16 protein-coding genes are annotated in these 17,644 nt (G+C 63.2%); all 16 read right to left on the reverse strand.

The window, feature by feature from the left end:
- Positions 1 to 53: 53 nt before the first annotated feature.
- On the reverse strand, positions 54 to 1,289 hold the full coding sequence (gene ftsA, locus JN12_RS02715) for a cell division protein FtsA (RefSeq protein ID WP_145017837.1): 1,236 nt from the start codon (positions 1,287 to 1,289) through the stop codon (positions 54 to 56).
- 80 nt (positions 1,290 to 1,369) lie between these two features.
- Positions 1,370 to 2,188 carry a cell division protein FtsQ/DivIB gene (locus tag JN12_RS02720; RefSeq protein WP_145017838.1) on the reverse strand — a complete coding sequence of 273 codons (819 nt, stop codon included), beginning with the start codon at positions 2,186 to 2,188 and terminating at the stop codon, positions 1,370 to 1,372.
- A 98-nt stretch (positions 2,189 to 2,286) separates the two neighbouring features.
- Positions 2,287 to 3,225, reverse strand: coding sequence for a D-alanine--D-alanine ligase (locus JN12_RS02725; RefSeq protein ID WP_145017840.1), 939 nt, complete (start codon positions 3,223 to 3,225; stop codon positions 2,287 to 2,289).
- Between the two features lie 5 nt (positions 3,226 to 3,230).
- The gene (murB, locus tag JN12_RS02730) at positions 3,231 to 4,160 is read right to left on the reverse strand and encodes a UDP-N-acetylmuramate dehydrogenase (RefSeq protein WP_145017842.1); all 930 of its coding nucleotides are present in this window, start codon (positions 4,158 to 4,160) and stop codon (positions 3,231 to 3,233) included.
- A gap of 8 nt (positions 4,161 to 4,168) precedes the next feature.
- On the reverse strand, positions 4,169 to 5,551 hold the full coding sequence (gene murC, locus JN12_RS02735) for a UDP-N-acetylmuramate--L-alanine ligase (RefSeq protein WP_145017844.1): 1,383 nt from the start codon (positions 5,549 to 5,551) through the stop codon (positions 4,169 to 4,171).
- Between the two features lie 62 nt (positions 5,552 to 5,613).
- Positions 5,614 to 6,741 carry an undecaprenyldiphospho-muramoylpentapeptide beta-N-acetylglucosaminyltransferase gene (gene murG, locus JN12_RS02740; RefSeq protein ID WP_145017846.1) on the reverse strand — a complete coding sequence of 376 codons (1,128 nt, stop codon included), beginning with the start codon at positions 6,739 to 6,741 and terminating at the stop codon, positions 5,614 to 5,616.
- The gene (gene ftsW / locus JN12_RS02745; protein WP_170241824.1) at positions 6,738 to 7,841 is read right to left on the reverse strand and encodes a putative lipid II flippase FtsW; all 1,104 of its coding nucleotides are present in this window, start codon (positions 7,839 to 7,841) and stop codon (positions 6,738 to 6,740) included. The genes murG and ftsW overlap by 4 nt, the downstream gene beginning before the upstream one ends.
- Positions 7,838 to 9,193, reverse strand: a complete 1,356-nt coding sequence (gene murD / locus JN12_RS02750) for a UDP-N-acetylmuramoyl-L-alanine--D-glutamate ligase (protein WP_145017848.1) — start codon at positions 9,191 to 9,193, stop codon at positions 7,838 to 7,840. The genes ftsW and murD overlap by 4 nt, the downstream gene beginning before the upstream one ends.
- Positions 9,194 to 9,262: 69 nt before the next feature.
- Positions 9,263 to 10,339 (reverse strand): phospho-N-acetylmuramoyl-pentapeptide-transferase, encoded by a 1,077-nt coding sequence (gene mraY, locus JN12_RS02755; protein WP_145017850.1) that lies wholly within the window; start codon positions 10,337 to 10,339, stop codon positions 9,263 to 9,265.
- A gap of 1 nt (position 10,340) precedes the next feature.
- Complete coding sequence (locus JN12_RS02760; protein ID WP_145017852.1) at positions 10,341 to 11,741, reverse strand: UDP-N-acetylmuramoyl-tripeptide--D-alanyl-D-alanine ligase; 1,401 nt, start codon at positions 11,739 to 11,741, stop codon at positions 10,341 to 10,343.
- Between the two features lies 1 nt (position 11,742).
- Positions 11,743 to 13,266, reverse strand: coding sequence for a UDP-N-acetylmuramoyl-L-alanyl-D-glutamate--2,6-diaminopimelate ligase (locus tag JN12_RS02765; protein WP_145017854.1), 1,524 nt, complete (start codon positions 13,264 to 13,266; stop codon positions 11,743 to 11,745).
- 17 nt (positions 13,267 to 13,283) lie between these two features.
- Positions 13,284 to 15,257 (reverse strand): penicillin-binding protein, encoded by a 1,974-nt coding sequence (locus tag JN12_RS02770; protein WP_145017856.1) that lies wholly within the window; start codon positions 15,255 to 15,257, stop codon positions 13,284 to 13,286.
- The gene (gene ftsL, locus JN12_RS02775) at positions 15,254 to 15,589 is read right to left on the reverse strand and encodes a cell division protein FtsL (RefSeq protein WP_145017858.1); all 336 of its coding nucleotides are present in this window, start codon (positions 15,587 to 15,589) and stop codon (positions 15,254 to 15,256) included. The genes JN12_RS02770 and ftsL overlap by 4 nt, the downstream gene beginning before the upstream one ends.
- A 19-nt stretch (positions 15,590 to 15,608) precedes the next feature.
- Positions 15,609 to 16,547 carry a 16S rRNA (cytosine(1402)-N(4))-methyltransferase RsmH gene (gene rsmH, locus JN12_RS02780; protein ID WP_145017859.1) on the reverse strand — a complete coding sequence of 313 codons (939 nt, stop codon included), beginning with the start codon at positions 16,545 to 16,547 and terminating at the stop codon, positions 15,609 to 15,611.
- Complete coding sequence (gene mraZ / locus JN12_RS02785) at positions 16,547 to 17,029, reverse strand: division/cell wall cluster transcriptional repressor MraZ (RefSeq protein WP_145017918.1); 483 nt, start codon at positions 17,027 to 17,029, stop codon at positions 16,547 to 16,549. The genes rsmH and mraZ overlap by 1 nt, the downstream gene beginning before the upstream one ends.
- 269 nt (positions 17,030 to 17,298) lie before the next feature.
- A complete protein-coding gene (locus JN12_RS02790; protein WP_145017861.1) occupies positions 17,299 to 17,643 on the reverse strand; it encodes a hypothetical protein in 345 nt (114 codons plus the stop codon).
- Between the last annotated feature and the right edge of the window lies 1 nt (position 17,644).

Below are 17,644 nucleotides of genomic sequence, written 5' to 3' on the forward strand. Positions count from 1 at the left end.
GCATGTAAACTTGGTACTGGTCCTCACGCAACGTCAGAACCATGGCGTTGCGCTTAGAAGAACTCGCCGAACCACTCGCGCATCCGTCTACTCACCCGCCTAAAGACGTTGTCGTCGCTCTGGGTGGTGGGGAATTCGTGCACCCCCACGTTCTTGCTCCCGTAAACCACCAGTCCGACGCCGGTGGCATAGACCGGCGAATTGACCACATCCACCAGTCCGCCGATCTTCTGGGGCAGGCCGCGCCGCACCGGCAGATTGAACACCTGCTCGGCCAGTTCGGGCATCCCTTCCAGGATCGTGGTGCCGCCGGTAATGACCACCCCGGAAGCGATCAGATCCTCGAACCCGGACTTGACGATCTCCCGGTTCACCAGGGTAAAGATCTCCTCTACGCGCGGCTCCAGGATCTCGGCCAGCAACTGGCGGGAAAGGACCCGCGGCTTGCGGCCGCCAACACTCGGCACCTCGATGGTCTCATCCTTGCCAACCAGGGATGCGAGACAGCAGCCGTACTTCTGCTTGATCTTTTCCGCCTCGGCCATGGGGGTGCGCAACCCCACGGCGATGTCGTTGGTCAGGTGGTTCCCTCCCAGCGACAGGACCGACGTATGCTTGATGGCACCGTCGACGAAGATGGCGATGTCGGTGGTGCCGCCGCCGATATCGACCAGCGCCACCCCCAGCTCTTTCTCATCCGAGGAGAGAGCCGCTTCCGAAGAGGCGAGCTGCTCCAGGACGATGTCGGCGACGTCCAGCCCGGCGCGGTTGCACGACTTGATGATGTTCTGGGCGCTGGCCACGGCGCCGGTTACGATATGGACCTTGGCTTCCAGGCGGACACCGCTCATGCCGAGAGGCTCGCGGATACCATCCTGATCGTCGATGATGAACTCCTGGGGAAGGATATGGATCACCTCCCGGTCCATGGGGATCGCAATCGCCTTGGCCGCTTCGATGACCCGCTTCACGTCTTCCGGGGAAACCTCCCGGTTCTTGATCGCAATGATACCCTGGGAGTTGAACCCCTTGATATGGCCGCCGGCAATGCCGGCATAGACCGATTTGATCTCGCAGCCGGCCATCAGCTCCGCCTCTTCCACGGCCTTGCGAATGGAGGCGACAGTGCTGTCTATATTGATAACCACCCCTTTGCGCAAGCCGCGCGACGGGCTGGAGCCGATACCGACAATATCGATGCCCTCTTCGGTGGCATTACCGACAATGGCGCAGATCTTGGTTGTTCCGATATCAAGACCGACGATCAGATTATCCCGTTTACCCGACATATTCCCCCCAACGGCTTATTACCAAGCCCGTGTACAACGTAATCCATCCATTCATACGGCACAGCAACCGACTGCCGGGCTCAGACCTTTTTGACGATGATCCGGTCGCTATAATCGAGATCCACATACTCCAGGAGCGGCAGATCCTTCTGCAGGTCCCGGTAGATCCGTGCAAATCGCCGGAGCTTTGCCGGAAAATCGTTGTTTCCCAGCTTCACGGGCACGCCGTTCCTCCGGGTGAACAGGGTAAAACCGTAGACCTTGTCGAAGTGGATCTCAGAGACGTCGGCAAGGTTGAATTTCTGGTCATCCCTAAGCAGGCCGATCAGGCCGAGGGCCGACCGGACCCCCTCGCGGCAGCCCGCCGGGTCCCGGGCCATCTCCTCTTCGCTGAAACCGGTCAGGATCGGATAGTCGAGGCGGTCTCCCACGGTGAGGGGCTTGAACACCTCTCCCTGGCCATCCACATAGTACAGGAACCCCATATTGATGACGGCAACCGGCTCCCGCTCCTGCAGCACAATGGTCAGGGTGTTCGGGAAGGTGCGACGAATCCGGACCTTTGCCACCCACGGGTTCTTGGCGATATGCTCGCCCATCTGCCGAAGTCTCAGCCCCAGCATGTCTTCGCCGGTGCGCACGGTCGCCAGGGAGATGACCTCATCCCTGGAGAGCCGCTTCATTCCGGTCACCTCGATCCGCTCCAGCCGCAGAAAGGTGGTCCGGGAAATGAAGCCGCTGGCTCCGTAGCCGATCAGACCGATGAGGGAGACGACCACCACCACTGACAGAACCCGCACGGACCTCTTCAACAGGCCGCGGAAATCGATCTTCCGGCGCTGGCGCTTGAACCGGTTGCGGCTGGCAACCTTCTGCTTGTTGAGGGTTAATTCGCGCATGGTAACCAGTTCGTTACCGGCTCTTCCTGACCGGACAAATGTCTGGCAATGTTAGCCGGCGATACTAGCACACTTTCGTGTTGCTTAACAGTCACAAATCATCCACCCGCCTGAATTTTCAGCGCCGCGGAGCAGGCAATCCGCTCCACCAGTTCGGAGAAATCCATCCCCCCCCCCCGGGCAATCTCGGGGAGCAGGCTTAAGGAAGTCATCCCGGGCAGGGTGTTGACTTCCAGCAGGAAACAGTCGCCGGCCCCGGTCACCAGAAAATCGACCCGGCTGTAGCCGCTGCAGCCGAGTGCCCGGTGGGCCTCTTCACCCTGCCCGAGCACCTTGGCGTACAGCTCGGGGGACAGGGGCGCCGGCATGATATGGGTCGCCATGCCGTCCGTGTATTTGGCCTCGTAGTCATAGAACTCGTTCCGGGGGACGATCTCGATGGCGCCCAGTGCCTGTTCGGCAAGTATCCCCACCTGGATCTCCCGCCCCTTGATGAACTGCTCCACCAGTATCTCCCGGTCATACCGGAACGCTTCGGCCAGGGCCGGCGCCAGCTGTATGGGCTCCTTCACGATGCTGACCCCGACCGATGACCCTTCCCGGGCCGGCTTCACCACCACCGGCAACCCGAACGGCACCTGGTCCGCCTCCAGGGACTCACCCCGGGTAAGCACACGGTACGGCGCAACGGTCAGACCGCTGGCCGCGAACACCTTTTTGGCAAAGATCTTGTCCATGGCCAGGGCGCTGGCCAGGACCCCGGAGCCGGTGTAGGGAATCCCCAGAAGCTCCAGAAGCCCCTGCACCGTGCCATCCTCGCCGTAGCGGCCATGGAGGCAGACAAAGGCGACGTCGACCCCCTCCCGGACCAGCAGCTGGGCCAGGTCGCGCCCCACGTCGATGGTCACGGCCCGGTAGCCGCGATCCACCAACGCCTGATGGACCCCGGCACCGCTCTTGAGCGACACCTCCCGCTCCGCGGACAGCCCCCCCATCAACACGCCGATCTTCTTTGATTTCAGCTCGTCTCTTGTCATAGGCTTTACCAGTCCCCAGTCCCCAGTCCCGAGCCCCCATCCTCGCCAACGATCCGCACTTCCTCTTCAAGCTCCACCCCGCTCGTCGACCTCACCCGCTCCTTGACGAGCGCTGCCAATTCGAGGAAATCCCGGGCCGTTGCCCCACCGGCATTCACCAGGAAATTGGCATGGGCCTCTGCCACCTGGGCACCACCCACCTGGCAGCCGCGCAGCCCGGCCCGGTCGATGAGACGCCAGGCCTGCTCTCCCAAGGGGTTCTTGAAAAACGAGCCGGCATTGGGTAGCGAGATCCGCTGGCTTTCCTGCCGGTGGGCACGATAGTCGGCCAGAAGCGTGTCAATGGTATCGGCATCGCCCGGCGACAGCTGAAACTCCGCCGCCAGGATTACCTCGCCGGGCGCCATGACATGCCGGCGGTAGCCGAATGTCCGCTCAGTTGCCCCCCACTCCCGGAGACTGCCGCCGGTCCGGGTCACCAGCCTGACGACCCGCTCCATCACCGCCGCGCCGTACGCACCGGCATTTACCGCCAGGGCGCCGCCAACCGTGCCGGGAATCATGGCCAGAAACTCCAGGCCGGTCAACCATTCATCCCGACAGAACCGGGCCAGCTGCTGGTTGGTCGCTCCTGCTTCGGCCCGTATCCGGTCTCCCGGGAGACGCTCGACCGCAGCCAGCCGCTCCAGGGAGATAACCACGCCGCGGAAGCCACCATCACGCACCAACAGGTTATACCCCCCCCCAATGACCAGCCAGGGAAGACGTTTCGATTCGAGGACTGCCAGGAGTCCCAGGAGATCGTCCCGGTCGGCCGGCAGCGCCAACCAGTCGGCCGGTCCGCCCACCCGTAGCGATGTGTGACCGGCCAGCGGTTCGTTCTCCCGCAGTTCGCCGCGGAACTGCCGGAAGATGCCGTCATTGGGGCGGTTCATGAACCTCCCTACATGCAGTCCTGCAACCGTTGCAGGAGCGCTTCCCCTGCCTGCCAGATATTGCCGGCTCCCAGGGTGAGGACGATGTCGCCCGGCCTGACGATGCCGGCCAGGTACTCCGGCAGGGTCTCCCGGTCGGCCACGTGGGTCACGTCCCGCTGCCCGTGCTTGCGGATCTCGCCGGCCAGCGCCTCCGCGGTCACCCCGGGGATCGGCGGTTCGCCCGCCGGGTAGATATCGGTCATCACCAGCACATCGGCGTCGTGGAAACAGGTGACGAACTCGGTGAACAGCTCCTTGGTCCTGGTGTAGCGATGGGGCTGGAAGGCGACCACCAGCCGCCGCTCGGGCCAGCCGTTCTTGCCGGCCGCCAGGGTGGCCCTGATCTCGGCCGGGTGGTGGCCGTAGTCGTCCACCACCATGATATCATTCAGCTCCCCCTTCACCTGGAAGCGCCGCCCGACGCCGCCGAACCGGGCGAACCCCTCCTGGATCAGCGGGAACGGAACGTCCAACTCCATGGCCACGGCGATGCAGGCCAGGGCGTTGAGGACGTTGTGGGCGCCGGGCATCGGAAAAGTGACCTCACCCATCCGGTACCCCTTGTAGTGGGCAACGAACGTAGCGGTGTTGCCGGACAGGGTCACATGGGTCGCCCGGATATCAGCCTGTGACGACAGACCGTAGGTAACGAACCGCTTCTTCACCCGGGGCAGAATCTCGGCAACGTTCCGGTCGTCGAGACAGAGGACTGCCAGACCGTAGAACGGAATCTTGTTGATGAAGTCGACAAAGGTATCCTTGATCTGCTCGATGCCGCCGCTGTAGAAGTCCAGGTGGTCGGCGTCGATGTTGGTGACCACTGCAATGGTGGGGGAGAGCTTCAGGAACGACCCGTCCGACTCGTCCGCCTCGGCCACCAGGAACTTCCCCTGCCCCAGCTTGGCGTTGGTGCCGAGGGTGTTCAGCTTGCCGCCGATGACAATGGTCGGATCGATGCCACCGTGGGTCAGGACCGTCGCCACCATGGAGGTGGTGGTGGTCTTGCCGTGGGTGCCGGCAATGGCAATGCCGTACTTCATCCGCATCAGCTCGGCCAGCATCTCGGCACGCGGGATGACCGGAACGACCCGCTGCCGCGCCTCCTGCACCTCGGGGTTGTCATCGTGAACCGCCGAGGAGATCACCACCACATCCACGTTGGTCAGGTTCTCCCGGGCATGGCCGATATAGATCTCCCCCCCCAGCGAGGCGAGCCGCTCGGTGGTCTCGGACTGCCGCAGGTCGGAACCGGAGACCTGGTACCCCAGGTTGAGCAGCACCTCGGCGATGCCGCTCATGCCGATGCCGCCGATGCCGACGAAATGGATTTTTTCGATTTTTCCGTACATGGTCGCCTTCCGTAGGGGCGATCCTTGTGATCGCCCGTTCCGGGCAAACACAAGGTTTGCCCCTACAATTCTTTCGCCTTCAGCATCTCGTCCACGATCACCTTGGCCGCGTCCAGTCTGGCCAGCGACCTAGCCTGACGACCCATCCCGGCGAGCCGTTCCGGTTCACGCAGAAGCCCGCCGACAGTCGCAGCCAATCTTTCCCCTGACAGCTCCAGTTCCAGGAGCATCTCGCAGGCCCCCTTTTTCAAGAGCGCCTCGGCGTTACGCCGCTGGTGGTCGTCCACCGCAAAGGGGAACGGGATAAACAGGCACGGCTTGCCGCAGGCCGTCGCCTCGGCAATGGTGGTGGCGCCGGCACGGCAGACCACCAGGTCGGCCCGGTGGTAGGCAGCCGCCATATCGTCGATGAAGGTGACCACCTCCGCCTCCAGCCCGGCCTCCCGGTAGGCTTGGGCGACCGTTTCCTGATCCTTGTCCCCGGTCTGGTGGGTGATGGTCAGCCTCCCCCGCCACCCGGACAAAAGCGGTGCCGCGGCAGCCATCGCCTCGTTGATGGCATGGGCACCCAGGCTGCCACCGAAGACGAGGAGATGAAAAGAAGGCTCGGGGCTCGGGGTTCGGGGCTCAAGGCTCCCCCCTTTGAGAAAGGGGGGCTGAGGGGGATTTCCCTCCACCTGTTCCAGGATCTGCCGGCGAAGTGGGTTCCCGGTCAGGAGCACTTTGTCCTCGGGGAAATACCTGGCCGATTCGTCCAGGGAAATGAACACCTGGCCGGCAACGTAGGCAAGAACCTTGTTGGTCATGCCGGGGATGGCGTTCTGCTCGTGCACGAAGCGGGGGATCTGTAGCCCCCGGGCCGCCAGCACCGCCGGCCCCGAGGCGTAGCCGCCGACCCCCAGCACCAGATCCGGCTTGAATGACCGGAGCAGTTGGCGGGACTGTGAATAGGCATAGAGCAGCAGGCCGATTCCCTTCATCCGGGATAATGTCCCCTTGCCCCGAATGCCGGCTGCGGCAATGCATTCCAACCGGTAACCGAGCTTCGGGAGCAGTCGCGCCTCCACGCCTCGCTCGGTGCCGACGAAGAGCACCTCATTCGCCGGGTCGCGGGCCAGGAACTCCTCGGCAACCGCTATTCCCGGAAAAAGGTGGCCGCCGGTACCGCCACCGGCTATCAACAACCTCATACCGCACCCCGCATCCGGCTGGAAATGTTAAGCAGAATCCCGATCGCCACGAGCGAAAAAATAAGGGAGCTGCCGCCGTAGCTGATGAACGGGAGCGCCAGCCCCTTGGTGGGGAAGAGCCCGGTCACTACGGCGATGTTGACGAACGCCTCGGCGCCGAGCAGCACGGCGATCCCGAAGGCCAGGAAGCGGCCGAAACTGTCCTCGGCATGGATGGCCACCCGAAAGCTCCGGTGGACCAGGAGGAAGAACATGGCAATGATCACCACCACGCCGAGGAATCCCAACTCCTCCCCCACCACCGACAGGATGAAGTCGGTGTGGGCCTCGGGGAGATAAAAGAGCTTCTGCTTCCCCTCTCCCAGCCCCTGGCCGATAACGCCGCCTGTGCCGAAGGCGAGCCACGACTGGATGATCTGGAACCCGGTGTTGGTCGGGTCCTCCCAGGGGTTGAGGAAGGAGAGTATCCGCCGCTTGCGGTACTCCTTGTGCATGACCAGGTAGTAGAGGATGGGAAGCGAGAACAGGACGATGGAGACGATGTGCGAGACCCGCATTCCGGCGGCGAAAAGCATGACGATCGCCACCCCTGCCAGGGTGATGGACGAGCCCATGTCCGGCTGGATCATCAGGAGGCCGATCATCACCAACAGGACGATCATGTAGGGGAAGAGCCCCTTGAACCAGCGGACCTGTTCCTGCTTCCGGTCCAGAGAATATGCCATGAAGATGATCAGGGCCAGCTTGGCCAGCTCGGCCGGCTGGAAGTTGAAGCCGAAGAGACGTATCCAGCGGGTCGCCCCCTTGGCGCTGCCGCCGATGCCGGGAATGAACACCGCCAGCAGGCAGACCATGCAGACCAGGAGGAGCGGCACCGCCGCCTTCTTCCAGTGGTGGTAGTCCAGGCGCATGGCACCGTACATCAGCCCGAAGCCGATCAGGGCAAACATCCCCTGCCGCTTCAGGAAATAGAAGCTGTCGTGAAATTTCTTGACCGCCATGATGGAAGAGGCGGAGTAGACCATGACCACCCCGAAGCAGGTGAGTGCCACCGCCATCAGGAAGATGATCATGTCGTACCCCTCCAGGCGCCGGATCATCCCCTCTCCTCCGGCAGTGCCCGTACCAGGGCCTTGAATCGCTCGGCCCGCTCCGCATAGTCCTTGAACATGTCGAAACTGGAGCAGGCCGGCGAAAAGAGCACCACCCCGCCCGGACCGGTCAGTGCCGCGGCAAGCGTCACCGCCTCTTCAAGGGAACCAGTCAGCCGGGTGTCGCTAAGGTGGCCGAGTTCCCGGGCGATCCGCTCTTTGGCCTCGCCGATCAGGACCAGGTGGCGCACCCGCTCCCGGACCAGTTCCGCCAACGGTGCATAGGAGCCGCCCTTGTCCTTGCCGCCGGCGATCAGGGTGATGTTGTCGAAGCTGGCCAGCGCCTTCTGGACGCTCCCCACATTGGTCGCCTTGCTGTCTTCGTACCAGGGAACGCCGTTCACGGTCCGAACCAGTTCCATCCGGTGGGGAAGACCGCGGAAAGCGGTCACGGCCGCCTGGGCATCGGCTGCATCGCACCCGAGCAGCAGGGTAGCGGCCAGGGCTGCCATGATGTTCTCGATGTTGTGGACCCCTTTGAGGTGGTAGCCGGCCACGGGAAAACGCTCCTCGCGCCCCTGCCAGCGCCAGACGATTACCCCATCCCGGTGGAAGATGCCCTCGACCAGTTCCTGCTGCTGGCTCATGGGGACCACTTTCGCCTTTACCCGGTCGGCAAACGCCCGGGCCAGGGGATCGTCCAGGTTCAGCACGGCGAAATCGTCGCTGGTCTGATTCTCGAAGATCCGCCCCTTGGCCGCAATGTATTCGGTCATCCCCGGATAGCGGTCCAGGTGGTCCTCGGTGATATTGAGGAGCACTGCCACGGTCGGCCGGAAGGTGTCGATCCACTCAAGCTGGAAGGAGCTGATCTCCACCACCACCCGCTCGATTGGCTCATCCGCCGCGACCAGTTCGATGAGCGGGGTGCCGATGTTCCCGCCGACAACGGTGGCAAAACCGCACGCCGCAAAGATCTCGCCGGTGAGGGTGGTCGTGGTGGTTTTGCCGTTGGTGCCGGTGATGACCACCAGCGGGGCGGTGATGAAGCGGGACGCCAGTTCGATCTCGGTGATGACCGGACGACCGGCACCACGGGCGGCCGCCAGATACGGGCTCTCCTGGGGAACGCCTGGGCTTACCACCACCAGGTCGCTGGCAGCGAAATCGGCCGCGTCGTGGCGGCCGAGCACGTAACGGATCGGCAGGCCGGCCAGCTGGTCGAGCTGCTCCTGCAACTGGGGTTCGGTCCGCTGGTCGGTAACCGTGACCCGTGCCCCCCGGCCAGCCAGGAAGCGGGCGGTTGCCACGCCGGTGCGGGCCAGACCGACGACGAGAATGTTCTTGTCTATTAATTTCATGATTGGAAAACCGTAGGGGCGGGGTTCCCCCGCCCCGGGCGCGGAAACCGCGCCCCTACGTTGTTGGTTCTAACGCATCTTGAGCGTCGAAATCGCCACCAGCGCCAGGATGATGGTAAGAATCCAGAAGCGGACGATGATCTTCGGCTCAGCCACCCCTTTCAGCTCGAAATGATGGTGGATAGGGGCCATCCGGAAGATCCGCTTCCCCCGGTACTTGTAGGAGCCGACCTGGAAGATGACCGACAGCGCCTCCACCACGAACACGCCGCCAACGATCACCAGGAGGATCTCCTGCTTGGTCAGCACCGCCAGGGTTCCGAGCCCCCCGCCGAGGGCCAGGGAGCCCACATCCCCCATGAAGACCTCGGCCGGGTACGAGTTGTACCAGAGAAACCCCAGTCCGGCCCCGACCATGGCCCCGCAGACGATAGCCAGTTCGCCGGTGCCGGGAACGTACGGAATCTGCAAATAGGCCGAGAGCCTGACATTACCGGCAATGTAGGTGAAGAGCATGTAAGTGGCGGCATTGATGGCAACCGGTCCGATGGCCAGGCCATCCAGGCCGTCGGTCAGGTTCACCGCATTGCTGGCCCCCACGATCACCAGGGTGGCAAAGGCGATGAAAAAGATCCCCAGATCAGGGTGCAGCCGCTTGAAGAACGGGAAAAAGAGCTGTTTCGTGAACACCGGATCAATGTACAGATAGATAGCCACCCCGCCGGCCAGGAGCACCTGCCAGAACATCTTCTGCCGCGGCGACAGCCCCTTGGGGTTCTTCTCCACCACCTTCTTGTAGTCGTCCACAAAGCCGATCAGCCCGTAGCCGGCGATGATGAGCAGGGTAATCCAGACGTATCTGTTGGTCAGGTCGGCCCAGAGCAGGGTTGGCACGATGATGGCGGCCAGGATCAGCACCCCCCCCATGGTGGGGGTCCCCTGTTTTTTCAGGTGGGACTCGGGGCCGTCGGTCCTGATGACCTGCCTGGCCTGCAACCCCTCAAGCCTCCTGATCACCCACGGACCGATGAGAAACGCCACGGCCAGGGCCGTGATCATGGCGTAGATGGTACGGAAGGTCAGGTACTTGAAGACATTGAACAGCCGGATGTCGGCAGCCAGCGGATAGAGAAAATGGTAGAGCATCTCAGTCCTCCTCTCCCGCCGCGCCGGCATAGATGCTGCGAAGCGCTGCCGCTACCAGGTCCATCCGCATCCCCCGGGAACCTTTCACCAGGATACAGTCACCATCCATATGATCTTTCCGTATATCGTCCACGATCGCCCCATGATCGGTTGCCACCACGATCTCCTCGCCGGCCACCCCGGCGTCGATGGCAGCAGCAGCTACGGTCTCCGCCATCTCCCCCATGAGGTACAGGCGATCGGCGCAGGTGGCGGCCAGCCGGCCCAGGTCCTTGTGCGCCGCAACGGTTTCCTCGCCCAGTTCCAGCATGTCCCCCAGGACCGCAATGACCCGTCCCTGGCCCTTCAGGTCCCGCAGGGTCAGCAGTGCGGCGGCCATGGAAGCGGGGTTGGCATTGTAGCTGTCGTCAACGAGGATTATCCGTCCCAGATTTTCCAACTGGAATCTTTTATCATACGGCCGAAACGATGCCAACCCGGAAACGATCCGTTCGCCGCTAACCCCCAGCGACCAGGCGGCGGCAGCTGCGGCCAGGGCGTTGTAGACATTGTGCAGGCCAAAGGCTTTGAGCTCGACCCGGCAGCTCCAGCCCGGCAGTACCAGGGTAAAGGCCTGTCCCTCCCAGCCACGGCCGCTGATGTCGTTGGCGGTCACCATTGACCCGTGGAGCCCGAACCCGACCCTCCGTACCCCCGGGGGGACCGGACAGGCGGCAATGAGCGGATCATCGGCATTGTAGATCGCAACCCCTTCCGAAGGCAGGCGCAGGAAGAGCTCTCCCTTGGCCCTGGCCACCCCTTCCACGCTCCCCAGGGTCGCCAGGTGGGCCGGATAGGCGTTGGTGATGATGCCGACGCCGGGCCCGGCGATCTCTGCCAGCCGGTCGATCTCACCGAATTCGCTCATCCCCATCTCCAGAACGGCCCATTGGTGCTCGTCCGTCAGCCTGAAGAGCATCTGGGGCAGGCCGATCAGGTTGTTCAGGTTCCCCTGGGTCTTGAGTCCCGGTCCGGTCCCGCCGAGAATAGCCGCCAGCATCTCCTTAGTGGTCGTTTTCCCGTTGCTGCCGGTTATTCCCACTATTGGCAGCTCAAAGCGGCGGCGATGAAAGGCAGCAAGATCGCCCATGGCGCGCAACGTGTCCGGCACGGCAATGCAGCTGCAGCCGGCCGGCGGTGTGTTGTCGGCCAGCCAGCCAATGCTGGCAAGCACCACCCGCACCCCTCTGTCAACGACTTCGGCGATGAAGTCGTGACCGTCGAACCGATCACCCGCGAGCGGCACGAAGAGCTCTTCCGGGAGAACCCGCCGGGAATCGGTGCCGACGCCGGCGACCTCACCCTCTGTGCCGCAGACGAGAGTGCCGCCGGTCGCTGCGAGTATGTCGGCAACAGTGAACATCCTACCCTCGCCCTTTCGGGTCCAGTTCGCGGCAGGCGGCAGCGGCCTCCTCCCGGTCGTCGAAATGATGCTTGGTGGTGCCGATGATTTGGTAATCCTCATGCCCCTTGCCGGCCAACAGGACGATGTCTCCCGGCCGGGCCAGCCTGACCGCCAGCCTGATGGCCGTACGCCGGTCAGGTTCAACAACGAACCCCCTTTCCGGGAGGTCGGCGACAAGCTCTTCCGCCGTATACTCCCGGAGCCCGAGAGGCAGTATCCCTGCGCGGATCTGGGCCACGATGGCAAGCGGCTCCTCGGTTCGCGGGTTGTCCGAGGTGACCACGGCCAGGTCGCTGTACCGGGCCGCAATCTCACCCATGACCGGCCGCTTCCCGGCATCGCGATCGCCACCGCAGCCGAACACGGTGATGATCCTGCCGGCCCGGATCTCGGACAGGGTAGCCAGGACATTCTCCAGGGCATCGCCGGTATGGGCGTAATCCACCAGCAGCGCTACACCCCGGTCATTTTCCACCCGCTCCAGGCGCCCCGGTACCCGCCGGTGTCCCGCGATGCCCGCCGCAATGGCGTCCAGCGGCAGATCGAGGGCAACGCCGGCCGCCACGGCGGCCAGAATGTTGGCCAGGTTGAAGCGTCCCATCAGGGGAGAGCGGAGCGGGAACTCTCCGGCCGGGGTCACGATCATGGCCGCGATGCCGTCAACGGAAAAGACGACGTCCCTGGCCGTCACCTGCGCGCCGCTTGCCAGGCCATAGCCAATCACCGGGCATGCTGCCACCGCTGCCACCCGGGGGCCGTAGCTGTCGTCCAGGTTGACCGCCCCGACGCCGCCGGCTTGCGGCAGCAGTTCGGTAAACAGGCGGAGCTTGCTCTGCAGGTACGACTCCATGTCGCCGTGATAATCCAGGTGGTCCCGGGTCAGGTTGGTGAAGATGCCGGCCCGGAAGCGGCAGCCATCCACCCGGTGCTGATCCAGGGCATGGGAGGAGACCTCCATTACCACCCCCCGAGCCCCGGCATCGACCAGTTCGCGCAGTGTCCGCTGCAGGTCCACCGACTCCGGCGTCGTATGGGGAGCGGGAATCGTCCGGTCCCGGAAACGATAGCTGATGGTACCGAGCACGGCGGTCGGAATGCCGGCCGCCTCCATGATCCCTTCCACCAGGTAGGTGGTGGTGGTCTTGCCGTTGGTACCGGTGATCCCCACCAGCGGAACAGCGGCGGTCGGCTCGCCGTAGAAGCTCGCAGCCAGCCGGGCCATTGCCGGCCTGGTATCGGTCACGGTGACACACGGCACCCCCACGGGCACAGCTGCGGCATCCTCCACCAAAAAGGCGACAGCCCCGGCTGCCAGCGCCTGGGGAATGAACCGGTGGCCGTCGACGCTGCTCCCCCGGAGGGCGCAGAACAGGCTGCCGGCCGGCACGTGGCGCGAGTCGTAGGCGATAGCGGCAATCTCCACATCGACCGTTCCGGTAATCGCTTCCGGGGTGATTGCTGTCAGCAGTTCGGCCAGACGCATCCGGCGCCTCCTTTAGTTTAGGCCGAAGGGACCAGCCGGACCCAGACCGGCTCGTTAGGGCCTATTCGCCGGCCTGCCGCCGGATTCTGCTCCACCACCCGGCCACTCCCCAGCACCTTCACGTTCAACCCCTTTTTCTCCATCACCTGCAGGACCTGACGCATGCTCATCCCCCGGAAATTGACCATAACTCCGCCTTCGCCGGCATCGGTTATGGACCCTTCGGCAGCATCGGCCACGGTCTGGTCAGGCTGTTGCTGCTTCACCTCGATCCGCTGGGGCTGCTTCCGCTCCACCCGATCCGGCTGGACCCGGAGGTAACAGAGGGCCTGCCGGGCAATGGCACCGAAGGCGGGAGCCGCCACCACCCCCCCATAGGGACTGGTTTTCGGCTCGTCCACAATGACCACAATGGTGAGGCGTGGCCGGTCAGCCGGCACGAAACCGATGAATGACGCGGTCCGCTTGTCCAGTGAGTAGCCACGGGTAACCGGATCGACCTTCTGGGCCGTTCCGGTCTTGCCGGCTACGCGAAATCCTTCCACTGCAGCATTGGTACCGGTTCCCCCCTCAGCGGCAACCCCTTCCATCATCCTGGCAACAGTCTTTGCGGTCTGGTCCGAAATAACACGCTGCCGCGGTTCCGGAGCATATTCCTTGAGAACGTTGCCGTTGTCGTCCAGCACCTTCTCCACCAGATACGGCTTCATCAGGGTACCGCCGTTGGCCACGGCAGAAAAGGCCGTTGCCAGTTGCACGGCTGTGACCGACACCCCCTGACCGAAGGAGATGGTAGCCAGATCGATGCCGTACCAGCTGTTGCTGTTCCGCAGATAGCCGCTAGCCTCGGCCGGCAGGTCGATGGCGCTCCGCTCCCCGAAGCCGAAACCGCGCAGGTAGCGGTAGAGCCGCTCGGCGCCCATGCGCGCCCCGATCTTTGCCGCCCCGATGTTGCTGGAGTATTTGAGGATATCGGCGACCGACAACCGGCCATACTTGTGGGTATCATGGATGGTCCGGCCGCCTATGGCGTAGCTACCGCCCTCACAGTTGAACCCGTCCCCCGGAGACACCACTTTTTCCTCAAGGGCCGACGCGATGAGAAAGACCTTCATCGTCGATCCGGGCTCAAAGCTGTCCGCGACCGCCTTGTTGCGCAACACCTGTGCCGGATAGCGGCCATAGGCGTTGGGATTGAACGACGGGGCATTGGCCATGGCCAGTATCTTCCCGGTCTGGGGCTCCATGACGATGGCGATCCCCCCCTTGGCCCGGCTCGTTTCCACCGCCTTGGCAAGTTCCTTCTCGGCAAGATACTGGATGTTCTTGTCCAGGGTCAGTGTCAGGTTGTACCCCTTTGACGCGCTTTTCACCACCGTGCCCCGAAGGGCGATGTCCCGGCCCAGGGCATCACGCTCGGTGATCAGGTAGCCGTCATTGCCCAGCAGGATGGTATCGTAGCGCCGCTCGACCCCTTCCAGCCCCTCGGGGTCGAGACCGGTAAAGCCGATGACATGCCCGGCAATCTCCGCGTTGGGATAGAACCGTTTGGTTTCTTTGGCAAAACCTATCCCGTCCAGTTCCAGCTCCTTGATCCGCTTGGTCAGATCGGGAGTGATCCTGCGCTGGAGCCAGACAAAGTTCCTGGCGGACTTGAGCTTCTGCTCCAGTTCCGGCCGGGTCATACCGAGGAGTGGCGCGAGCTTGGCGGCTGTTCCGGGGATGTCGTCAATGGAACGGGGCTCGGCAAAGCAGGAGTCCATTTCGATGGAAACGGCAAGGGGGGCATTATTGCGGTCAGCAATGGTCCCCCGGGCAGGGGTCAGGGGGACCGTCTTGAGATGCTGCTTCTCTGCCAGCTTGGTGAGCCGCTCGTGCTGCGAAACCTGGAGATAGAAGGCCCGGGCGACCGCAATGGCCAGGCAGAGGGCAAAGAGCCCTCCTACGAAGCGGATGCGGACCCGTGTCCATTTCTCCCGGTCGTTCCTCACTTTACCACGACCACCTGCTGGTCCGTGGGGAGGGTCATGCCAAGTGTTCCCTTGGCAATGGCTTCAATCCTGGCAGGTGTCTTGAGTGACGCCACCTCCAGCTTGAGCCGACTCTGCTCCTGCTGCTGGTCCTTGTACTCCCGGCGCAGCTGGTTGATCTCCAGCCCCAGGTCGACCACCTTGACCCGTGACCAGACGTGGAACACCGCCACAACGGTCACCAGGATCATGACGGCAACCAGATAGGGAAAGAGCTCCCACCTATGCTCATCGGCCGCGTCGACTCTTCTGGGGTCGACGACTTTGGGGAAGGCAGTTCTTGCATTGGCCATACGGACCTCCGATGGTTCCTTACATTTTCTCCGCAGCCCTTAGCTTGGCGCTCCGGGCACGGGGATTTGCTGCCAGTTCCTCGGCAGTGGCGGTCACCGGCCGGCCGGTCAGGATCTTCAGTTCCGGCAGTTTGCTACATTGGCAGATCGGCAGCCCCTTGGGGCAGACGCAGCCGGTAGCATGGGAACGAAAACTGTTCTTGACGATCCGGTCCTCCAGGGAGTGGAAGGAGATCACCACCACCCGGCCACCCGGCCGGAGCATGCCGATCCCGGCCGCAAGGCCTGCCTCTAACTCCTCCAGCTCCCGGTTCACCGCGATCCGCAGTGCCTGGAACGTGCGGGTCGCGGGATGTATCCGCTCCTCCCACGCCTTACGGGGTATGGCCCCCTTTACCAGTTCGGCAAGCCTGACCGTGGTCCAGACCGTGTCCTCTTCCCGGGCCGTGCAGATGAACGAAGCAATGCGGCCGGCCCACCGCTCCTCGCCATATTCCCGGATGACCCTGGCAAGTTCGCCATGGGACAGACTGTTCACCAGGTCGGCGGCAGTGACACCCGTCGTTGTATCCATGCGCATATCCAGCGGGGCGTCGGCCTGGAAGCTGAAGCCGCGCTCCGGCGCATCCAGTTGATGGGACGAAACCCCCAGATCCAGGAGCAGCCCGTCGATGGCCTCTATACCCAGATTGGCCAGGTGCTGCGCCAGGTCGCCGAAACTGCCGTGGACGATCCGTGCCCGGTCGCCGAAGGGAGCCAGCCGCGCCTTTGCCGCTCTGATGGCCGCCGGATCGCGGTCGATCCCCACGAGGATGCCGGCCGGTGCCGTTGCCTCCAGGATATGGCCGGCATGACCGGCGCCGCCGAGCGTGCCGTCGACATAGACCCCGCCGCTAACCGGCGCCAGAAACTGCATGACTTCATCGGCAAGCACCGAAACGTGATGAAACGTGGCCACTAGAGCCCAAGCTCCGCCAGGACCGGCGAGTCGCTCGGGAAGAGCGATTCATCCTGCCGGCAGACCTTCTCCCATTCCACCAGGCTCCAGATCTCCACCTTGTTCACCACCCCGACAAATACGATGTCCCGCTCAAGGGCCGCGCTCTTGCGAAGATGGGGCGGCACCAGCACGCGACCGAGCTTGTCGGCAGCCGCTTCCACAGCCGGCGCCACGATCCGCCGCTTGACCGCGGCAAGCTCGGCCGACGACAGGCCGAGACCGGTGCCGGTCATGAGCTTCTCCTCAAGCTCCAGCCAAGCCCGGTAGGGATAGAGTGCAAGGCCGGAACTGGACAGACCGTCTCCCAGCTTCACCGGATTGGCGTTGGTAATGAAGAACCGTTCGTCACCAAAGGCTTCGACCAGCACGTCCCGCAATCTGGCCGGCAGGCTGGTCCGTCCCTTGGCGTCTATGGTCGTTTCGAAGATCCCTCGGAACATGGCGCCCCTGGCATTTCTTGCCACAACAATCCACTTTTTACCACCAAATGGCACAACTATAGCCGGCACCATATCGGTTGTCAAGGCAAATGCTGGTCAAAATTATTGGATTCTTGGAGGTTTTTCGCAATCGAATGACAAGCGGAAACGAATGTGGCGACATTCACACCAAACAGGAAATTGTGTATAATTATTGGAGTGTTACAGAGTGGTTACAACTTGAGCAACGGGGAATGGAGCTGGCGGGCAAAAATAGGGTGCGGAGGGAGTTACCCCTCCTTTTTCCGGTCGAGCAGCGAGACCACCTTGGCACCCGGTTTGGCTGCGGCATTCTTTTTCCCGACTGGGGGCACCGTAGGCGCCGGTTCTTCGGGCCGGGCGTGGAGAGACTCCACCTTTTCCAGCCTGATGGGGGTGCCCCCCATGGTGAAGTCGGCACCGGCCACCTGGCTCTCGTCCAGTATCCAGGTATAGATCTGCAGCGGAAAGGTGAGCACCAGCAGCTTCACCTGCCACCAGCCCGGTTTCACATCCGGGGCAATCTCCTCGATCCGGGCATAGAAGCCCGGCTTGTGGTCCACATGCACAAGAACGAGGTCATTGATGGTTGCCATG

Origin of the sequence: Geobacter argillaceus (assembly GCF_007830735.1) — a bacterium.
Classification (GTDB): domain Bacteria; phylum Desulfobacterota; class Desulfuromonadia; order Geobacterales; family DSM-12255; genus Geomobilibacter; species Geomobilibacter argillaceus.